This is a genomic window from Ferrimonas pelagia (assembly GCF_039543565.1).
Taxonomy (GTDB): Bacteria; Pseudomonadota; Gammaproteobacteria; order Enterobacterales; family Shewanellaceae; genus Ferrimonas; species Ferrimonas pelagia.
In genome coordinates this window covers 68,261-87,754 of sequence record NZ_BAABJZ010000106.1, presented here as the reverse complement: position 1 = coordinate 87,754, position 19,494 = coordinate 68,261, and the positions used below count along the sequence as shown (strand labels likewise).

The following is a 19,494-nucleotide window of genomic DNA, read 5'->3' as shown; positions in this document are numbered from 1 at the left end:
CTCTTTCCTGAGAGATCGTTAATTAACGATGAGCCTTCTCAAACCGCTCCATAAAGTCGATCAGGGCGTGGATCCCCTCCAACGGCATCGCGTTGTAGATACTGGCCCGCATCCCGCCGACCATGCGATGACCTTCCAGCGCTTTTAAGCCGGCGGCCTCCGCTTCACGCACGAAGCGCTTATTGAGCTCATCGTCGTGCAGTTGGAAGGTTACATTCATCTCTGAACGAAAATCCGCCGCGATCTCATTTCGATAAAAGTCACTGGCGTCAATAAATTGGTACAAGGCATCGGCTTTAGTGCGGTTGCGTTGTTGCATGGCGGCCACACCGCCTTGCTGCTTGATCCACTTAAACACCTCGCCGGACAGATACCAGGCAAACGTCGGCGGCGTGTTGTACATCGAGTCAGTCTTCTGCGCTAAGGCGTAATCTAGGATCGCGGGGGTTTTCGGATCGGCCTGACCCAGCAGGTCCTTTCGCACGATTACGATGGCTAAGCCGGCCGGTCCAACATTTTTCTGAGCGCCAGCGTAGATCAAGGCAAACTTAGACACATCCAGTTCGCGCCCCAAAATGCAGGAGGACATATCGGCCACCAGTGGGCTATCCACTTGTGGAATGTCATGCATAGCAACGCCATCCACCGTCTCATTCGGACAGTAATGCACGTAGCTGAAGCCCGCCGTGTCACCGATTAAAGACAGATCCAACGGGCCTTGCTCAGTGCGCAGATCACGGCGAACGACCGCGCCGAACTTATCCGCCTCATTGGCTGCCGCAACCGACCACTGGCCATTGAGTAAGTAGAGCGCTTCGCCCTGCCCCAATAGATTCAGTGGGATCGCTGAAAACTGACCACGGGCGCCACCGTGCATAAACAACACGGCATACTCATCGGGGATCACCATCAGATCGCGCAGGTTTTGCTCCGCTTCCTCTGCGACAGCCATGTACTCAGCGCTGCGATGAGAGATCTCCATTACGGATACCCCCAGCTGCTGATAGTTAAGAAATTCCTGTTGGGCGCTGCGCATCACGTCCGCTGGCAACATTGCCGGGCCTGCACAGAAGTTATATACGGTCATGTTCCTTTTCCTAAAAACAAAACAGGCGCCACAAGGGCGCCTGTTTCAACAGTGATTACTGCTGGTCTTGCTCACCCGGCTGCTCGCCGGTTGTCTCAGTGCGTTCGGTTTCGTCCGAGCTCTCAATGGCTTCGCCTTCGAGTACCTCGGTTTCATCCTCATCCACTTCGTCGATCCGCTGCAAGCCGACCACCTGTTCGCCGTCCGCAGTCCGGATCAAGATCACCCCTTGGGTGTTTCGACCCACCTCGGAGACCTCAGAAACCCGGGTACGTACCAAGGTGCCACGATTACTGATCATCATGATCTCATCGTTTTCATTGACCTGAACGGCGCCGACAACCGGGCCGTTACGATCAGACACCTTGATGGAGATCACCCCTTTGGTCGCCCGGCTCTTGGTCGGGTACTCGGCCTGCTCGGTCCGCTTACCGTAACCGTTTTCGGTCACGGTCAGGATGGCCCCATCGCCGCGAGGGACGATCAAGGAGACCACGCGATCCACGCCATCCAGGTTAATACCACGAACACCCGTCGCGGTACGACCCATGGAGCGAACCTGATCCTCATTAAAGCGCACCACCTTGCCCGCATCAGAGAACAGCATCACCTCGTCATCACCATGGGTGATGTCGACGCCGATCAGTTCATCGTCATCGGCCAGGTTGATCGCCCGGATCCCGGAAGACAGTGGGCGGCTGTACGCATCCAACGCCGTCTTCTTCACGGTGCCTTTGGCAGTCGCGAACAGGATGTGTTTGTCCGAGGAGTACTCGGCGACCGGCAGGATCGCGGTGATCCGCTCACCTTCGCCCAGCGGCAACAGGTTAACGATAGGACGTCCCCGTGCCGTACGGCTGGCCAACGGCAGTTGGAACACCCGCATCCAGTACACCTTACCGATGCTGGAGAAACACAGAATGGTGTCGTGGGTGTTGGCCACCAGCAAGCGCTCGATGAAGTCTTCATCCTTCATCTTCGTCGCGGCTTTACCCTTACCCCCACGGCGCTGCGCTTCGTAATCGGCCAAAGCCTGATACTTCACGTAGCCTTCGTGGGACAGGGTCACCACCACATCTTCCTGGGTGATCAGATCTTCCATTGAGATGTCGGCGGAAGACGCGCTGATCTCGGTGCGACGCTCATCACCAAAGTTGGCTTTCACCTCCTCCAGCTCTTCGCGGATCACTTCCATCAGTCGCTCGGTCGAGGCCAAGATATGCAGCAGCTCCGCGATCTGCTTAAGCAGTTCACGGTACTCGTCCAGGATGTTCTCGTGCTCCAGACCGGTCAGCTTGTGCAGACGCAGATCCAGGATCGCCTTCGCCTGCTCTTCGGTCAGGAAGTACTGGCCATCGCGAATGCCGTATTCCGGCTCCAGCCACTCAGGGCGCGCCGCGTCATCACCGGCTTTCTCCAGCATCGCTGCAACGTTGCCCAGATCCCACCCCTGCGACAGCAGCGCTTCACGCGCTTCTGCCGGCGTAGCGGCGTTACGGATCAACTCGATCACAGGATCGATATTGGCCAGAGCGATCGCCAAGCCTTCCAAGATATGAGCACGGTCACGCGCTTTGCGCAGCTCATACACGGTACGACGGGTCACCACTTCACGGCGATGGCGAACAAAGGCTTCCAGCGTCTCTTTCAGGTTGAAGATCTTCGGCTGGCCATTGGTCAAGGCGACCATGTTAATACCGAACACGGTCTGCATTTGCGTCTGCGCATACAGGTTGTTCAGCACCACTTCTGGCACTTCGTTGCGCTTGAGCTCGATAACGATACGCATACCGTCTTTATCGGACTCATCACGCAGACCGCTGATCCCTTCGATCTTCTTGTCTTTGACCAGTTCGGCGATCTTTTCGATCAGACGCGCCTTGTTCACCTGATAAGGCAGTTCGTTAACGATGATCGCTTCACGGTTGTTCTTATCGGTTTCTACCTCGGTCAGCGCGCGCACGTAGATCTTGCCGCGACCGGTACGGTACGCGTCGAAGATCCCCTTGCGGCCATTGATGATCCCGCCGGTCGGAAAATCCGGACCCGGGATGATCTCAATCAGCTCATCGATGGTGGCGTTTTCGTTATCGATCAGGTGCAAGCAGCCATCCACCACCTCATTCAAGTTATGAGGTGGGATATTGGTCGCCATACCAACCGCAATACCGGAGGCACCGTTGACCAGCAGGTTCGGCACCCGGGTGGGCAGTACCGCTGGGATCTGCTCAGTGCCGTCGTAGTTCGGCACGTAGTCCACGGTATCCTTATCCAAGTCCGCCAACAATTGGTGGGCGATCTTGTCCATGCGCACTTCGGTGTATCGCATCGCTGCAGCGGAGTCGCCGTCGACCGAACCGAAGTTGCCCTGGCCATCCACCAGGGTGTAGCGCAATGAAAACGGCTGAGCCATACGGACGATGGTGTCGTAAACCGCACTATCCCCGTGTGGGTGATATTTACCGATCACGTCACCGACCACACGGGCCGATTTCTTGTAGGGCTTGTTCCAGTCGTTGCCCAGTTCATTCATTGCAAACAGTACGCGGCGGTGTACTGGTTTCAGTCCGTCGCGAACATCAGGCAAAGCACGACCAACAATTACGCTCATGGCGTAATCCAAGTAAGAGCTCTTGAGCTCCTCCTCGATGTTGATTGGCGTGATTTCTTTGGCCAGATCAGTCATAAAATGCTCGATCCCCTCACAGCGGTTACCACAGTGGTTTCCGCCCCGGTCCTACCGGTAAAAACAGTGGTTTGGGATTCTAACACAAGCAAAAGGCAAAAGAAGTCTCAAGGCGCTATCCGTCGGCCCTCTCCTGCCGATATAATCGGCGGGCAGTCACCCAATCAAGGCAGATCGAATAAAAATGACACAAAATCTCAATGTTGATGCAAAGGAAGTGGCAAAATTTGAGCAACTGGCCGCCACCTGGTGGGATCCCGAAGGGCATTCCGGCCCCCTGCACAAAATGAACCCTCTGCGCCTGGCCTACATCGAAAAACACAGCGACGGCTTATTTGGCAAGCGGATCGTCGATGTGGGCTGCGGCGGCGGTTTGCTCAGTGAAGCGATGGCCAAAGCCGGCGCGCGCACCACCGGACTGGACATGGGCGAAGAGCCGCTTGAGGTGGCCCGCCTGCACGCACTCGAGTCCGGCGTCGAGATCGACTACCTCAACTGCACCGCCGAGCAACACGCCGCCGACTTTGCTGGCAAATACGATGTGGTCACCTGCATGGAGATGCTCGAGCACGTACCAGATCCCGCCTCCGTCGTCGCCGCCTGCGCCGCCATGGTCAAGCCCGGTGGCCACCTGTTTCTCTCCACCATCAACAAGACGCCACAAGCCTACCTGTTGACCATCGTCGGCGCCGAGCAGATCGCCAAGGTGCTGCCAAAGGGCACCCACGATTACAACAAGTACCTGCGCCCCTCAGAGCTGATCCGTTGGTGCGAACAAGCCGGTTTGCGGGCCGAGCACGCCGATGGCGTCCGTTACAACCCGCTGATCCAAAGCTTCAGCATGACCCGCTCCACCAAGATCAATTATCTGATCCACGCCACCAAGCCAGAGGCCTGAAAACATGACCCACGCTTATCAAGGGGTGTTGTTTGACTTAGATGGCACCCTGCTGGATACCGCACCGGATCTCGGCCGGGCCACCAACGTCGCACTCCAGCAATACGGCTATCCGCCGATCAGCATGACAACCGCTGGCCAAGTCAGCTCCCACGGCACCGCCGGTCTGCTCGGCGCCGCATTGGGAGCGCACTATGCTCGTACCGACGTCGCCCCGCTGCGCGCAGCGCTGCTGAACGCCTATCGCCAGGCGATCAGCGTCGACACCCGCGCCTTTGACCAGATCGATGCCCTGATCCAAGCGTTGGATCACGCCCAGATCCCTTGGGGGATCATGACCAACAAGCCCGGCTGGCTCACCACGCCCTTGCTCGCCGAATGGCCGCTGTTTCGCCACAGCAAAAGCCAGATCAGCGGCGATACGCTCACGGTTGCTAAGCCGCACCCAGAGCCGCTGTTGCTGGCCGCCGAGCAGATCGGCGTCCAGCCGGAGAAGATCCTCTACATCGGCGATGCTGAGCGGGACATGGTGGCTGCCCAGCGGGCTGGGATGACCGGGGTCGTTGCGTTATGGGGTTATCTCAGCGCACAGGATCAGCCCGAGCGCTGGCCCGCCCAACATGCAATTGAATCCCCATTGGCGATCCTGGATCTGGTCGGATTGAGCTGATCTTCCCGCTCGCTGTTCGTCACGCTGGGCAAGAATCCACCCATTCCCGCCCAGCTTGTAATCAACTTGTTTTTCCGATTACAACGATTAACAAATGCGATTAAGCTGCCCTCTCCGCTCCCCGCCTGCGCTGCTGACCAACTGCTGAAAATTTCTTCTGCCGTTCCTATTGCATGCCACGCACAGGCACACTATGTTGGCTACATCACCCACACAAACACTACATCTTGTAGTTGCCCACAATGTATCCACACGTTAATAACACAAGCGCAAACAATACTACTGCGAAGGAACGCGCCCAATGAACAGCAACCTTCTCGTTACAAAGCGCAACGGTCGCAAGGAACCTATCGATCTGGAGAAGATCCACCGGGTGATCTACTGGGCCGCAGACGGCCTGAACAACGTCTCTGTCTCACAGGTTGAATTAGCCGCCCATATCCATTTCTACGATGGCATTGAAACCGAAGCGATCCACGAGACCATCATCAAAGCCGCCGCCGATCTGATCAGCGCCGAAGCGCCGGATTATCAGTATCTGGCCGCACGCTTGGCGGTGTTCCATCTGCGCAAGAAGGCCTACGGACAATTCAAGCCGCCGCACCTGTATGATCATGTGGTCAAGCTGGTCGAAACCGGCCGCTACGATCCCCATATCTTGGCGGATTACAGCTTTGATGAACTCGACGAGCTCAACCGCCATATCGATCATTGGCGCGATACCAAGTTTTCCTACGCCGCAGTTAAGCAGTTGGAAGGCAAATACCTGGTGCAAAACCGAGTCACCGGCGAGGTGTTCGAAAGTGCTCAGTTCCTCTACATGCTGGTCTCCGCCTGCCTGTTTGCGCACTACCCCAAAACCACCCGGCTGGACTACGTCAAGCGTTTCTATGACGCCAGCTCCCAGTTCAAGATCTCCCTGCCAACGCCGATCATGAGCGGGGTGCGCACGCCAACACGTCAATTCAGCTCCTGCGTGTTGATCGAATGTGGCGACAGCTTGGACTCCATCAACGCCACCTCCAGCTCCATCGTCAAATACGTCAGCCAACGTGCCGGGATCGGGATCAATGCCGGTAACCTTCGAGCCCTGGGCAGCCCGATCCGCGGCGGCGAAGCCTTCCATACTGGCCTGCTGCCCTTCTTTAAGCACTTCCAGACCGCGGTCAAGTCCTGCTCCCAAGGCGGCGTCCGTGGCGGGGCCGCCACCCTGTTCTACCCCTTGTGGCACCTGGAAGTGGAAGATCTGCTGGTGCTGAAGAACAATCGAGGCACTGACGCTAACCGCATTCGCCATATGGATTATGGCGTGCAGATCAACCACACCCTCTATCAGCGCTTGGTGGATGGCGGCGAGATCACCCTGTTCTCCCCCTCGGACGTGCCCGGCCTGTACGACGCCTTCTTCGCCGATCAGGTCGAGTTCGAGCGGCTTTACTGCCAATACGAGCAGGATGACAGCATTCGCAAGAAGCGCGTCAAAGCGATCCAGCTGTTTAGCCTTATGATGCAAGAGCGCGCCAGCACCGGGCGGATCTACATTCAAAACGTGGATCACTGCAATACCCACAGCCCGTTCGATCCCAAGGTGGCGCCGATCAAACAGTCCAACCTGTGTCTGGAGATCGCCCTGCCCACCAAGCCGCTCTCCCATACCGAGGACGAGCAAGGAGAGATCGCCCTCTGCACCCTCTCCGCCTTTAACTTGGGGGCCATCGACAATCTGGACGAGTTGGAGGAGCTGGCGGAGCTGGCGGTACGCGCCCTGGACAACCTGCTCGATTATCAGGACTACCCCATCAAAGCGGCACAGATCAGCACCATGAACCGCCGCACCCTGGGCGTCGGTGTCATCAACTTCGCCTACTACCTGGCCAAGCGCGGCAAGCGCTACTCCGATGGCAGCGCCAATGCGCTGACCCATCAGACCTTTGAAGCGATCCAGTATTACCTGCTCAAGGCCTCCAATAACCTGGCCAAAGAGAAAGGGGCTTGCCCTGCGTTTGCTGAAACCACCTACGCCCAAGGCATACTGCCGATCGATACTTACAAAAAGGCGCTGGATCAGATCTGCGACGAGCCGCTGCATCTGGACTGGGAGCAACTGCGAGCCGACATTCAGGAGCATGGCCTGCGTAACTCCACCCTGTCCGCGCTGATGCCATCGGAGACCTCAAGCCAGATCTCCAACGCCACCAACGGCATCGAGCCACCGCGCGGCCTGGTGAGCGTCAAGGGCTCCAAAGACGGGGTGATGAAGCAGGTGGTGCCTGGCATCGAGGAGCTGGCCAATAAATACGAGCTGCTGTGGGACATTCCCTCCAACGACGGCTACCTGCAGTTGGTTGGCCTGATGCAAAAGTTTGTCGATCAGGCGATCTCGGCCAACACCAACTACGATCCAGGCCGCTTTGACGGCAACCGCATGCCCATGACGGTTCTGCTCAAGGATCTGTTATTGGCATACCGCTATGGCCTCAAGACCCTGTATTACCAAAACACCCGGGACGGTCAGACCGACTCGCAAACCAGTGCCAAAATCGAAGCCGAGGACGATTGTGCCGGCGGCGCGTGCAAGATCTAGGAGCCATCATGAGCCATCACTACAGCACTTTTTCCCGGGTAAACAACAACGCGCTCAAGGAGCCGATGTTTCTTGGTAACCCGGTCAATGTGGCGCGCTACGATCAGCAGCGTCATCGGATCTTCGAAGATCTAATCGAGAAGCAGCTTTCCTTCTTCTGGCGTCCGGAAGAGGTGGATGTGACCCAAGATCGCATCGACTTCAACGCGCTGCCGGAGCATGAAAAGCACATCTTCCTGTCCAATCTGAAATATCAGACCCTGCTCGATTCCATTCAGGGCCGCAGCCCGAACGTGGCACTGCTGCCGCTGGTCTCGCTGCCCGAGCTGGAAACCTGGATAGAAACCTGGTCTTTCTACGAGACCATCCACTCACGCTCGTACACCCACATTATCCGCAACATCGTGGCGGATCCGGCCACCGTGTTTGATGACATCGTCGTCAATGAGGAGATCCTCAAGCGCGCCGGCGATATCAGCGGTTATTACGACGATCTGATCAGCGCCACCCAGCACTACCAGCAATTGGGCCCGGGCGAGCACACCATCAACGGGCAAACGGTCTCCGTGAGCCTGCGGGGGCTGAAGAAAAAGCTCTATCTGTGCCTAATGTCCGTCAATGTGCTGGAGGCGGTGCGCTTTTACGTCTCGTTCGCCTGCTCCTTCGCCTTTGCCGAGCGGGAAAAGATGGAGGGCAATGCCAAGATCATTCGCTTGATCGCCCGTGACGAACAACTGCACCTGGTGGGCACCCAGCATATGCTCAACCTAATGGCCGATGGCCGGGATGATCCCGACATGGCCGAGATCGCATTGGAATGTCACGCCGACTCGATTGAGATCTTCCGCCGCGCGGCCGAGCAGGAAAAAGCCTGGGCGTCTTACCTGTTCAAAGACGGCTCCATGATGGGACTGAATCAGCAGATCATCGAAGATTACGTCGAGTTCATCACCAACGAACGCATGGCGGGGATCGGCCTGAAACCGATCTTCGATAAACGCACCAACCCCCTGCCCTGGATGAGCAAGTGGCTGGAGTCGGATGCCGTCCAAGTGGCGCCACAGGAAGTGGAAGTGAGCTCCTATCTGACCAATCAGATCGACAATGAGATCGATCACGACGATCTGGCCGGATTTAAGCTCTAACGTGAACAAACGCCACCGCATCAACCAAGGGCGCGACACTTGGGCGCACACAGAAGGCGAGCCATTGCTCGCCTCTTTAACGCCCCGAGGCCACTACAGCGAGTGTCGGCAAGGCTACTGCAGCGCCTGCAAGACCCAACTGCTCAGCGGTGAAGTCCGTTACTTGACGCCGCCGATGGCATACGTCCGGCGCGGCGAGATCCTGCCTTGCTGTTGCACCCCGCTGACCGATCTGGTGCTGGCCGACATAACGCCATGAGCAGCGACTGGCAGTGACCAGACTGGATGACCATTCAGCACCATTCGCGTTGCACTAAACGGTTCTGACGAAACTATTGCTCGTCCACTTAACAACCTTATTTAATCGATCTAAAGCTGGCCGCTGTACGCCTCGATCCCCTGCGCCCGAAGATAGGCGATCAGCTCGCTTAATCGATGCTCGGTGGTCTCCGGCCACTGCTTGCCCTGCTGACGCACACCATGATGTCGATAGCCATTAAGACGCAACGGCACGGGGTGAGGGAAACCGCGGATCAGCTCGATCAAACCTTCAAGCTCGGCCGCTGTATCATTAACGTCTTGGATCACCAGCCAACGCAACTCCATCAATTTGTTGGCCTGTGCCAACTGGCGCGCGCTGTCGAGCACCCGGACATTGCTTCGCCCGGTGAGCTGTCGATGCAAGCCGTTATCCAATGCCTTGATATCCAACATCACGCCATCGCATTGGCGCAGCAACTCTGGCCAGTGACGCTCGGACAACAAGCCGTTGGAGTCGAGTAAGACTGACAAATGCTCGCAATTGGGCTCGCGCCTGAGCGCGGTAAACACCTGCGCTAAAAACCGGTGTTGCAGCGTCGCTTCACCGCCGGAGAAGGTGACGCCATCGAGCAGCATGGCGTGCTGGCCGATCTCCGTCACCAAGTCCGCCACGCTCAGTTGGCGACTGCGAGGATCGCCCCCCCGTGGACAGGCAGCAAGACAGCGATCGCACTGACGGCACTGCGCGCAAAGATGAAGCCGCCGCACACTTTCTCCTGCGCGACTCGCCACGATAGCGCCCTCAAGGCAGTGCGGTGCGCAGCTCATACAATGGTTGCACTGCCCTATGGTCTGCGGATTGTGGCAACTGGGGCAGTCCATATTGCAGCCCTGCATAAACACCACCATGCGACTGCCCGGGCCATCAACACAGCTAAACGGCAAGATACGGTTGATCACGCCCAACTCGGTGCACCTGGTTTCGCCCATCGCGGTTAGGACCACGTCGTCAGTGGCACCGTTTCATGGCTGATCACCCGCGCCCGGCGGTTGAGGATCCCCGCGACATCCACCGCTTCCGCCCCAAGCAAAGTCGATTGATGGCGCTCTGCCCCAACGCGGAATTTTTCAATGTCCGAGCGCTTGACCAGATAGCCGGTCACCCGCACCAGATCGTTATCGCTGACATTGGCGGTAAAACAGCGCAGCCCCAGAGCAAAGCCGCCTTTGATCAGCCGCGTCAGCGCCTGAGGGTTCTGACGGATGGTCGGCTCCAACGCGAAGATGTCACTGATCCCAGCATCGAAATAGCGGTGCAGGTGCGCACAATACCGAATGTAGCTGACCGCATCGGGCTCCTCGCCAATGGGAATACGGGTTCCCGCCGTCTCCTCGGTGTCGCTGGAGATCCCGGACTGCGAATGAAACACCAACCGGCCGTTGTGGCAGTGCGCCACCTGATGGCCGCGCATGGCGTCGCGGTAGGCGCTGACGATCCGCTCCGCCAGTTCCATGGCCTGCGGATCCTGACCGTAACGCCCCGGCATACCGCCCGCCTTCATCAATTGATTGACCAGCTCCGCCAAACCGTAGATCCCGAACATGGCGCTAAAGCGGTTGAGATCGATCAAGCCTTCCGTCGCCAGGAAGTTGCCCAGGAAAAAGCCGGACTGCTCCACCAAAAAATCGATGCGGTGGCGCATCGCCTGCACCATCAACGCCGTACACTCAGGTACGACGCGGCGGATGTAGTCATCGACGCTGCCATCACAACGCGCAAACGAAACGCGCAAATTCAGTCGCATCATGGTGTGGGCGCCACCGCCAACATGTAACGAGTTATAACAACTCACCTGGGCGTAATCGCCATCGAAGTCCGCTGCAATGGCTGGATGGTTGGCAATGTGTGGCTTGTTGCAATCGATGATGTTCTGGCCCACTTGCGCCAACAGATCGTCCGGCGTCACACCCGCTTCATAACGGAAGGTCAGGTTCGGCACCGACTGGCCAAGTGCCGCATCGACGCGCAAGATCGCGCGCCCCACCCGACTGTCCTTCGGCCCTAAATTGGCGTGGGCAAAGGAGTCCGGCACGGTGCGATCGATCATCTGCCAGAACAGGCGGATCTTTCGGTCCAACTGAGGATCGCTAAGCTGCTCGCAGACAAAGGGCTCAAGCAATTGATCCAGATGGCCCAGAAACACCGGGAACGTGGTCACCGACGGCACGTTTTGATAGAGGATGATCAGAAACTGGATCGCCTCATCCAGATCTTGCGGCGGCGCGAGTTCCAGATAATCACTGCCCTGCGCGAACGCTTTCTGGTAGTCCGGCAACAGATAACGCGGCTTAAACGGCGCAGCGCTTTCGAACATCTCATGCAGAAGACCCTGCTCAACCGCCGCCGAGACTGCAGCGGGATACGCACAGGTGGGTAAGCTGGCTTCCAGCGTCTGATACAGCGCCAGCTCTTTCTGTTTTGGGGTCAGGTTGGGGTTCTGGATCAGGCCTAACGCCTGCTGATGTAGGGATCTGAGCGGCACAGTAACTCACTAGCGTCTTATTTTGATGGCCGAATTGTACGCCCGTTGAATAAAACCATCCGTGAGTCGGATCAGACTTGATCACCATCGCAAACAAAAGCCTGAAGAATTGGCGCCCTTTTCCCATCAATGCTTACCAATCGATGTCGCAACCGGCCCAATCAACGAAGGACAACGCTCCGTCCGGCAAGGCCCTGTCCATCTGAGCAATGAGCTTTTGCGCCACAAAATCGGTGCTGAACAACTTTGCCGGCGGCACTCGAGACTGATACGGCTGGGACAATGGCGTATTCGTGGTTCCCGGGTGAAACGCCAACAGCTTCACTGCACTATTACGGCGCCACCACTCGATGGCAGCGGTTTTCAGCGCCATATTCAGTGCGGCTTTGGAAGCGCGATAGCTGTACCAGCCGCCCGCCCGGTTGTCGGTGATCGAGCCCACTCGGGCGCTCAGCACAGTGACAACGATCCGCGGTTGACTGTGCAGCGAGGCCGCCAATTTTTCGCGCCGAAACGTATTGTCTGGAGGTAGGCAAGGCAGCAAGGCTTTGAGGTACAGCATGGGCGTGACGGTGTTGATCTGAAACAGCATCATCATCGCCTCACTGTCGAGCTGCTCGATGCGTTTTTCCGGCTGAAAGTCGTCACTGTGCAACTGACCGTTGCAGATCACCACGCGGGTGAGCTGGCGAAACCAAGCGGGATGCGCTTCGACCAACGCCCGGATAGAACCCGGCTGATGATCGCAGCTCAAAGCGCGCACCTTGGGGTGATCAAAATCCAACCCGGTTCGGCTAATGGCAACAACGCGGGCGGTCGAGGCCCGCTCGGCATAAGCCCGACAGACCGCCGTGCCAATACCGCCGCTGGCTCCCACCACCAGTACATAATGCGCCATCAGCGCCGCTCCCGTCCGGGAGCCTCGCCGCCACGCTGACCGCATTGGCATCTCTCGCCAGAGGCAAACCAAGCGGAGATCCGTTGCCTATGAGTAGCAAACGCACCGTACCCCCTATCGGCAAACCAGCGAAGGCCCGGCCAGCGCAGCGGCGCGGTCAACCAGCCCAACCCCACCAGCGACCAGGCGGCGTGGGTTACATCCAGTCCGGTCAATACCTCACCGTCTGCGGTGACGCCATGTAAAATTTGGTTCGCACAGCGGATATCGAGCCAAGGGTAGCGCTGGGCCAGATCAGCTTGACCCAGCGGTTCCAGGCGGATCAAATGCAATGGATCCCGCGCCATCAGATGTGCCATCTCTTTGCTGCACAAAGTGCACTCGCTGTCATTGAAAATGGTCAAGCGTGCAGCCATGTGACCTCCTTATTTGCCCGCGTTTCATCTCCGGGGCAAACGGCTTTTATCGAGTTTTGAACCGCCTTGTACGAGAGGAAACAACAAGCAGATCATCGCAACCACACCCCATGGCAAACGTTGATCTAACAACGCGTGCAAAGGCTCCCCGGCCCTGCGTGGCTGTTGTTGATGTTGACCGGCACGTAGGTATGTAGGCATCCAAGGCGATCGGCAGCAGACATCTTTATCAACGTTTTGGTGCTGGCTCCTGAGATTAAGCCACTGATATAGTGAGCAAGACACCACGCCGGAGCCCGTTTGATGACCGACCCCTCACAGATCACCGCAGCCGATCCCGATAATGCAAACTCTGGCGGCGCGCCCCAACACACCCGCACGCTGCTGCCGCCCGAACACTGGCAAGGATTTGATCAGATCGCACTGACGCCGGTCGATCCCGCCCATCCGCAGGAGGTGCTACTGAGCACCGCGCTGCCGGTCATTCTGCTACTCACGCTCTTTACCGGCCTGATTGTCTTTATCATTACCCCACCAGCGGCCATCGCCATGACCCTGCTCAGTGGCTTTGCACTGGCAATGTGCCTCTTGCTGCTGTGGCGACACGCACTGGCCAAAACCCGCCACTATGGTGTGTGCCAGCACGAGCTGCTGATGCAATACGGCGTGTTCTGGCAGCGCCGGATCTCACTGCCCTACACCCGCCTGCAACACATCAGCCTGTCGCAGGGACCCGTAGAGCGTCGATTCAAGCTCAGCACACTGCGCTGCTTCAGTGCCGGCAGCGGCGCGGCTGAGATCGAGCTGCCCGGCCTGTCCACTCCGCTAGCCGAGCAATTGCGCCAACATCTGTTGGCCCGAAGCGGGCTTAACAAGGATAACGAACTAGCCCAGCGCACTGAGGATTCCCTCCCCCCCGCGCCGCACGCCAGCGACAACCGGACAGAGCGCTAACATGGCCCGTCGATTCGAGCATTGGTCCCGCCTGTCGGCTTGGTCCATCGTCAGCTTCTCGCTAAGCTTTATCCGCAGCATCGTCAGCAATGGCTACGCCCTCATTCCCCTGCTGTTTGCCGGCTGGCAACAAGGGTTCAGTGCGTTTTGGCTTGGGCTGATCGGCACAGGGTTCGGTCTACTGGTATTGCTGTACGCCGTCGTTCAGTGGGCCAAGTTTCGTTTTCGCCTGCTCGATGACAAACTAGGGCTGACGCTGGGTGTGCTAGTGAAAAAGGCGCAGGAGATCCCGCTGGATAAGATCCAGAACGTCCGGCTTGAGCAGCCACTCTACTACCGGCCGATGGGGCTCTACAGTCTGGTGGTTGAAACCGCCGGCTCGAAAAAGGACGAAGCAACGCTCGCCGCCATCAGCTACCGGCAAGCCCTGCAGCTTAAGCAGCGGCTGATCAGCACAGCGCCGCGCCAAAACGCCACCCAAGTCGCAGAGAACGCCACCCGCCCGGAGAGCCCAACCAGCCAGGTGCTGAGTCAGCCACCGGCCTCAGCGCTGATCAAGTTTGGCTTCTACCAAAACAACTTACTCTGGTTGGCCATACTCCTCAGCCCGATCTTCGGCCAGTTAGATCAACCCGCCGTTCAGCAAAGCGCCCTGTTTCAAAGCGTCAGTCATTGGCTTGACCAACTGCAGCCACAAACCCTGTCCAGCCTGCTCTTGCTGGGGCTCAGTGCTGCGCTGGGCCTGCTGTTGCTGCTCTCGCTGATCTCCATCCTCTCCGCCGTCCTCAAATACCACCCCTATCGACTGACGCTGCAGGATAACGCCCTGCATCGCACCGGCGGCTTAGTCGCCAAACAACACGACGTCCTCGCGCTGCACCGGGTTCAAGCGGTGCAATTTCGCCAGCCGCTGTTGGCCCGCATCCTCAAGCTGTGGACGGTGAGTTTCAAGCAAGTCACCGGCAGTGAGATAGAGCAACGGGGCAGCCGCCCTATGTTGATCCCCAGTCTGCTTCGCCAGAACATTGCCAGCCTCCTGCCGCAACTCAGTCAGCTCAGCAGCCGCGCCAGCGCGCTCCCCACCCATTACCACCGCATCCATATCGGTTGGTTTTGGCGTCGAGGGCCCCTGACCTTTATTGCCCCCGCTTTGGCCACGCTGGCGCACGCGCCAATACCGCTAACGTTACTGCTTTGGCTCGGTGCCACGCTGTATTGCGGCATTCTCTACTTACGCTATCGCAATTGGGGCTATCGGCTCGAAGGCAACGACTGCTGGATCCACTCCGGCGCACTCGGCCATCAATGGACCTTAATCGCCCTGCAAAAGGTTCAGCACGTGGCCATCACCCAAAGCCCGAGCCAGCGCCGCAACCAATTGGCATCCCTAGAGCTGGGCCTCGCCTGTGGCGCTCAAACCATCCCGTATCTTCCCCTAAACGACGCCCGCGCAATCGCCGAGCGCGCACTGGCGCTGATCTCAGCGGATAACGGCAACTGGATTTAGCGGGAGCAAGCAGAGAGACAAAGGAGCGCAAAGGCGCCAGTAGCGATCACTGAAATTCTACTTGATCCGGCAGAATTCAATCGTGTTGAATTGAGTGCCGTTCAGTCCTGCTCTGCCCTGAGAGCACGTCAGTATTGCAATTGCGAGCATCACGCGGATAGACAAGGAGCACCTTTAATGCGGGCAGCCCGCCAGGCTCCATCAATTTCGCATTACTGGGCGCCCAAAAAACAGGGCCTGAAGCATTGCTTTGCTTCAGGCCCTGATCATATACAACAATGTTTCGAACAAACTGGTATCAACCAGGCGCATCAATACCTAACGGTGTGAGAACCGTAAACTGGAATGTCAGCTAATTCCTGACTGTCGAATTCACCTTTTTCAAACAGCAGCGGGTAGAAATAAAGGCGCAACGCTCTATGGTGGTCTCGAACACTTTGCTCATAAGCCAGTGATGCAGCAACGTCGGTCTCCGCCAGCGATAACATCAACCTCTGCACCAACATCGGTGGCGAGAACAATGACAGCAAGCCTGCAGCATGGTCTTTTTTCACAATCGCATCACGATAGGCCTGCGATAGCTCTGCCGCCTGCTGGTCGCCCGCTTGCTGGAATGCGTAGTACCATTTCCAATGAAACGACGATTCCATTTCAGTGTGCTCTGCCCACTCAGGATGCGTTTTCAAGAACTCATCCCATGTCGCTGCGAAAGGTTTATCCCAAGCGTCATTCACCGCTTCTCGTTGCAGCAGAACAATCTCGCCACCGTTAGGGCTCCTGATAAGTTGATTGATCACAGTCTCACCCACAACCGGCAGGATCACCGTTAGCGCGAGCCATCCGGCAAGCAAGGCCGACGCGATGCGAGGGGAGCTTTGCCCACGGGCCATCATCACGCGCCCGACCACCATGGTCAGCACCACCCAAAACAGTAAATGGCCCAGTGCGAGAAGCGCCATTAACCCTGTTTTCAACAGCGGCGCTTGCATGACAACGGCCCCGACGATAAGAGGCAAAAGCATGGCCGCAGCAAGAAAAGCAGAAAGCACCAGTGCCCGTGCCGTCCAAAGCTTATATGGGTTCTTCGCCGTCACTACCAAGAGATCGTATCGTCCGGCTTCACGCTCAGCAGAGCGTAAGTCGTGCAATAGGAGAATGACGAAGATGGGCAGCAGAACACTGATGATAAAGGCAAAGTCGAATCGCCCTAATAGCGATAACTCAGGGTTTTCTGCATCCGTTTCGTGGATCTGCCCTTCCAGTGCCAACATACGAATGCGATGCTTCCAAGGATACACATCGCGTTGCCCCATGGCCGCAAAGGCCAAGGGCGAAGGCTCATCATAGGTAAAATGAAAGCTGTAATAGGCAGCATCGCCATAATCGACCTGCTTGGCCAATACGCTCTCTCTATCGACCGCATCCTTCTCCAACAAGCGTTCAATCGCCACTTGCTGCTGATGGGAGTCCGTCACACCGCTCCAGACGGCAAACGCGGAGAGCAAAAATACCGCGAACAAAAACAGGACGATGTAACGCTGTTTAGAGAGGAATCGAAACTCTCGAACCAAATCGGAAAATAGAACCATTACAGTATTCTTCTGCTTGCTTGCTTTATGAGTAACAACATCAGCCCCAACCAAAACAACAGTTGGAGGGCGTAAACCATGCTGTGACTCAATCGGAAGGTGCTGGACTCCGGCTCAAATGAAAATTCCGAAAGTACATCCCAGTGACTGGCATCAACGCGCGCGGCTTTGGCCGTTTCTTCATTTTTATAGCGACTGACATCCGCGTCATAATCCAAATCATGCTCATGAACGTGGTTGAGTGCTTGGACAAAGTCGTACCTGAGGCTTTCAGCTTCCCGTAAAAATCGATGATGGGTTTCCAGGTTTGTCCCTGAGATCATCATCGACAAGGTACGCATCGACACCATAGGGGATAGCCAGCCAAACTGGCGCGCGATCTCAGCCTGCGAGAGCTCCTCTTCCATCCGTGCGTCAGCATATTTATTAAGCACGTCTGTCAGCACTTTTTCAGAATGCGTTGCCACGGCACCACGGAAGTTAATCGGAAGGTCAGCGATGTCGTCAACACCGTATTGATCCAACAAGTCCTGCTTCAGCTTTACAAAGGCTGGATCGGACGCATCGTGCCCGTTGCCCAGGGTACGTAGCTCCTCTCGAACAGCAAAGTCCGTTTCAAGTTTCCCTGCCGATGTAACCAAGGTGGCTGCAGTCGAGCTACCGATCCGTGGAACGAGAATACAGAAGACAACCCATAGGCCAATCAAGATGGCGAAGCTTGCGTTACTGCGCGCACTTATACTCGAAACCCAAAGGACAATCGCACTCCAAATAAGGATATAGAGGACATATCCCAGGACAAAACTGGCGGTGATCGTCACTGACTCACCGCTTACACTCGCCCAAAGACTGGCGAGGATGAGCGGTAACAGCATGAGAACGCCACTGCCCAAGACGGAGAGAAACTTGCCTATCAGGATGTCTCTCACCTTCACCCCTTGAGTGATCAAAACGTGTAAGGTGCCGGCTTCGCGCTCGCGGGTCATGCAGGAGTAGCCCACCATAATCAGCATCAAAGGCACAATAACCTGCAACATAAACGCCGGTGATAGGCTACTAAAACGCGTCATGCCGCTGGATTGGCGCTGATCAGCAAACATGGCGCTGTTTTGTTGGTGACCCTCCAGAAAAATGGCCGTTCCCGTATAGGCATCAACACCAGGATCGATGATGCTAAGGGGAGAAGGTGCTCTAAACACATAATGGCCGTAATGGACCATGCGGTGCGGATGTTTGTCAGGTTGCTCGATGAAATTGGCTTCTGATGTGCGTTGCAGCTCAGCTCGCTCAACGGCGGCCTGACGCATTTCAATCGAATTAATCACAACCGAGGCGAGGGACAAGACAACACCAATTAGAATAACGGTGGTTGCGACCCGTGTTCGTCGCCAATAACGCCATTCGTCACGCATAACTAACTTGATGATGTTCATTACGCTGTTCTCTTGGCAAAAGCGGTGTGGACCGCTTCGGTATCGATCGGTTGATTGCCATTGCGCTCAAATACGCCGACGATTTTTCCGCTGTCCAACAAACCGATGCGATGGGCAACCTGACAAGCGCCGTACACATCGTGCGTCACCATAAAGACGGTTGCACCGCCATGGGCTAAAGCCGTGACCAATTGGTTAAATTCATCAATGGCACTTGGATCCAGGCCGGAAGTGGGCTCATCCAAGAACAGAACTGGCGCTTCACGCAGCAAAGCCAGCGCAATGGCCGTTTTCTGTCTCATGCCTTTGGAATAATCTGACATCTTTTTATGCCAGGCCATTGGCTGCAACGCCACGCGCGTTAAGGCTGCTTCGACACTGGAGCGCGTTTGATTTAGACCTGACAGCGACAAAAAGTACTCAATATTCTCAATGCCGGTCATGTGGCCATAGAGCATCACAGACTCTGGTAAATAGGCGATTTTATTGCGGATCGCACCATTCTCTGAGCCAACCGAATGCCCCATTACCGATGCGCTGCCCGCAGAAGGAGTCACTGTCCCAAGGAAGGTCTTTAGGGTGGTGGATTTACCCGCCCCGTTGCCACCTAACAGCGCAAATATTTCACCCTGATTGACAGAAAAGCTAACGTCATCAAGTACGTTATGATTCCCAAATTTCACGCACAGTGACTCTGCGACAACGACAGGGTTAACCATGGTAACTCCCTAATTCTGTTAAAATACGACGAATACGATTAATGATTTTGGCCTCGGCTGAGGTGAATGCGTTCGCTGTCCCACTGAATCAACCGAAGTGTGGA

Annotated in this window: 16 protein-coding genes; 7 read left to right on the top strand and 9 right to left on the bottom strand. The window is 56.7% G+C overall.

What is annotated here, in order from left to right; all coding sequences use genetic code 11:
- Positions 1 to 22: 22 nt before the first annotated feature.
- Positions 23 to 1,087 (bottom strand): 3-phosphoserine/phosphohydroxythreonine transaminase, encoded by a 1,065-nt coding sequence (gene serC / locus ABEA08_RS21055; protein WP_345337420.1) that lies wholly within the window; start codon positions 1,085 to 1,087, stop codon positions 23 to 25.
- Positions 1,088 to 1,142: 55 nt separating this feature from the next.
- A complete protein-coding gene (gene gyrA / locus ABEA08_RS21050; RefSeq protein ID WP_345337418.1) occupies positions 1,143 to 3,773 on the bottom strand; it encodes a DNA topoisomerase (ATP-hydrolyzing) subunit A in 2,631 nt (876 codons plus the stop codon).
- 184 nt (positions 3,774 to 3,957) lie between these two features.
- Here gyrA and ubiG point away from each other — a divergent pair, with 184 nt between their 5' ends.
- The 5 genes from ubiG to ABEA08_RS21025 all read left to right on the top strand — a co-directional run bounded on the left by ubiG (position 3,958) and on the right by ABEA08_RS21025 (position 9,329).
- On the top strand, positions 3,958 to 4,671 hold the full coding sequence (gene ubiG, locus ABEA08_RS21045) for a bifunctional 2-polyprenyl-6-hydroxyphenol methylase/3-demethylubiquinol 3-O-methyltransferase UbiG (RefSeq protein WP_345337416.1): 714 nt from the start codon (positions 3,958 to 3,960) through the stop codon (positions 4,669 to 4,671).
- A 4-nt stretch (positions 4,672 to 4,675) separates the two neighbouring features.
- Positions 4,676 to 5,341, top strand: a complete 666-nt coding sequence (locus ABEA08_RS21040; RefSeq protein ID WP_345337415.1) for an HAD family hydrolase — start codon at positions 4,676 to 4,678, stop codon at positions 5,339 to 5,341.
- 301 nt (positions 5,342 to 5,642) lie between these two features.
- Complete coding sequence (gene nrdA / locus ABEA08_RS21035; protein WP_345337414.1) at positions 5,643 to 7,925, top strand: class 1a ribonucleoside-diphosphate reductase subunit alpha; 2,283 nt, start codon at positions 5,643 to 5,645, stop codon at positions 7,923 to 7,925.
- Between the two features lie 8 nt (positions 7,926 to 7,933).
- On the top strand, positions 7,934 to 9,070 hold the full coding sequence (nrdB, locus tag ABEA08_RS21030; RefSeq protein ID WP_345337413.1) for a class Ia ribonucleoside-diphosphate reductase subunit beta: 1,137 nt from the start codon (positions 7,934 to 7,936) through the stop codon (positions 9,068 to 9,070).
- A 1-nt stretch (position 9,071) separates the two neighbouring features.
- Positions 9,072 to 9,329 (top strand): 2Fe-2S iron-sulfur cluster-binding protein, encoded by a 258-nt coding sequence (locus ABEA08_RS21025; RefSeq protein ID WP_345337412.1) that lies wholly within the window; start codon positions 9,072 to 9,074, stop codon positions 9,327 to 9,329.
- A 110-nt stretch (positions 9,330 to 9,439) separates the two neighbouring features.
- Here ABEA08_RS21025 and ABEA08_RS21020 read toward each other — a convergent pair whose 3' ends face one another.
- From ABEA08_RS21020 to ABEA08_RS21005, 4 genes are all read right to left on the bottom strand, one after another.
- A complete protein-coding gene (locus tag ABEA08_RS21020; protein ID WP_345337411.1) occupies positions 9,440 to 10,291 on the bottom strand; it encodes a YjjW family glycine radical enzyme activase in 852 nt (283 codons plus the stop codon).
- Positions 10,292 to 10,326: 35 nt separating this feature from the next.
- Entirely contained in the window at positions 10,327 to 11,874 is a 1,548-nt protein-coding gene (locus ABEA08_RS21015) for a YjjI family glycine radical enzyme (protein WP_345337410.1), read from the bottom strand.
- 133 nt (positions 11,875 to 12,007) lie between these two features.
- Positions 12,008 to 12,772: an SDR family NAD(P)-dependent oxidoreductase gene (locus ABEA08_RS21010; protein WP_345337409.1), complete on the bottom strand. Its 765-nt coding sequence runs from the start codon at positions 12,770 to 12,772 to the stop codon at positions 12,008 to 12,010.
- The gene (locus tag ABEA08_RS21005; protein WP_345337408.1) at positions 12,772 to 13,188 is read right to left on the bottom strand and encodes a thiol-disulfide oxidoreductase DCC family protein; all 417 of its coding nucleotides are present in this window, start codon (positions 13,186 to 13,188) and stop codon (positions 12,772 to 12,774) included. The genes ABEA08_RS21010 and ABEA08_RS21005 overlap by 1 nt, the downstream gene beginning before the upstream one ends.
- 303 nt (positions 13,189 to 13,491) lie before the next feature.
- On the opposite strand from ABEA08_RS21005, the gene ABEA08_RS21000 reads away from it, so the two are divergent.
- Positions 13,492 to 14,142, top strand: coding sequence for a PH domain-containing protein (locus ABEA08_RS21000; RefSeq protein WP_345337407.1), 651 nt, complete (start codon positions 13,492 to 13,494; stop codon positions 14,140 to 14,142).
- A gap of 1 nt (position 14,143) precedes the next feature.
- On the top strand, positions 14,144 to 15,649 hold the full coding sequence (locus ABEA08_RS20995) for a PH domain-containing protein (protein ID WP_345337406.1): 1,506 nt from the start codon (positions 14,144 to 14,146) through the stop codon (positions 15,647 to 15,649).
- A gap of 311 nt (positions 15,650 to 15,960) precedes the next feature.
- Here ABEA08_RS20995 and ABEA08_RS20990 read toward each other — a convergent pair whose 3' ends face one another.
- Genes ABEA08_RS20990 through ABEA08_RS20980 form a run of 3 tightly spaced genes read right to left on the bottom strand, consistent with a single transcriptional unit; the run spans position 15,961 to position 19,390 of the window.
- Entirely contained in the window at positions 15,961 to 17,238 is a 1,278-nt protein-coding gene (locus tag ABEA08_RS20990) for a DUF3526 domain-containing protein (protein ID WP_345337405.1), read from the bottom strand.
- A complete protein-coding gene (locus ABEA08_RS20985; protein ID WP_345337404.1) occupies positions 17,238 to 18,671 on the bottom strand; it encodes an ABC transporter permease in 1,434 nt (477 codons plus the stop codon). The genes ABEA08_RS20990 and ABEA08_RS20985 overlap by 1 nt, the downstream gene beginning before the upstream one ends.
- Entirely contained in the window at positions 18,671 to 19,390 is a 720-nt protein-coding gene (locus ABEA08_RS20980; protein WP_345337403.1) for an ABC transporter ATP-binding protein, read from the bottom strand. Before ABEA08_RS20980 ends, ABEA08_RS20985 begins: the two co-directional genes overlap by 1 nt.
- Positions 19,391 to 19,494 lie beyond the last annotated feature (104 nt).

Coding starts and splice junctions, on each gene's coding strand:
- ABEA08_RS20995 (WP_345337406.1), top strand. CDS start 14,144: ATGGCCCGTCGATTCGAGCATTGGTCCCGCCTGTCGGCTTGGTCCATC.
- nrdB (WP_345337413.1), top strand. CDS start 7,934: ATGAGCCATCACTACAGCACTTTTTCCCGGGTAAACAACAACGCGCTC.
- serC (WP_345337420.1), bottom strand. CDS start 1,087: ATGACCGTATATAACTTCTGTGCAGGCCCGGCAATGTTGCCAGCGGAC.
- ABEA08_RS21005 (WP_345337408.1), bottom strand. CDS start 13,188: ATGGCTGCACGCTTGACCATTTTCAATGACAGCGAGTGCACTTTGTGC.
- gyrA (WP_345337418.1), bottom strand. CDS start 3,773: ATGACTGATCTGGCCAAAGAAATCACGCCAATCAACATCGAGGAGGAG.
- ubiG (WP_345337416.1), top strand. CDS start 3,958: ATGACACAAAATCTCAATGTTGATGCAAAGGAAGTGGCAAAATTTGAG.
- ABEA08_RS20985 (WP_345337404.1), bottom strand. CDS start 18,671: ATGAACATCATCAAGTTAGTTATGCGTGACGAATGGCGTTATTGGCGA.
- ABEA08_RS20990 (WP_345337405.1), bottom strand. CDS start 17,238: ATGGTTCTATTTTCCGATTTGGTTCGAGAGTTTCGATTCCTCTCTAAA.
- ABEA08_RS21040 (WP_345337415.1), top strand. CDS start 4,676: ATGACCCACGCTTATCAAGGGGTGTTGTTTGACTTAGATGGCACCCTG.
- ABEA08_RS21010 (WP_345337409.1), bottom strand. CDS start 12,772: ATGGCGCATTATGTACTGGTGGTGGGAGCCAGCGGCGGTATTGGCACG.
- nrdA (WP_345337414.1), top strand. CDS start 5,643: ATGAACAGCAACCTTCTCGTTACAAAGCGCAACGGTCGCAAGGAACCT.
- ABEA08_RS21000 (WP_345337407.1), top strand. CDS start 13,492: ATGACCGACCCCTCACAGATCACCGCAGCCGATCCCGATAATGCAAAC.
- ABEA08_RS20980 (WP_345337403.1), bottom strand. CDS start 19,390: ATGGTTAACCCTGTCGTTGTCGCAGAGTCACTGTGCGTGAAATTTGGG.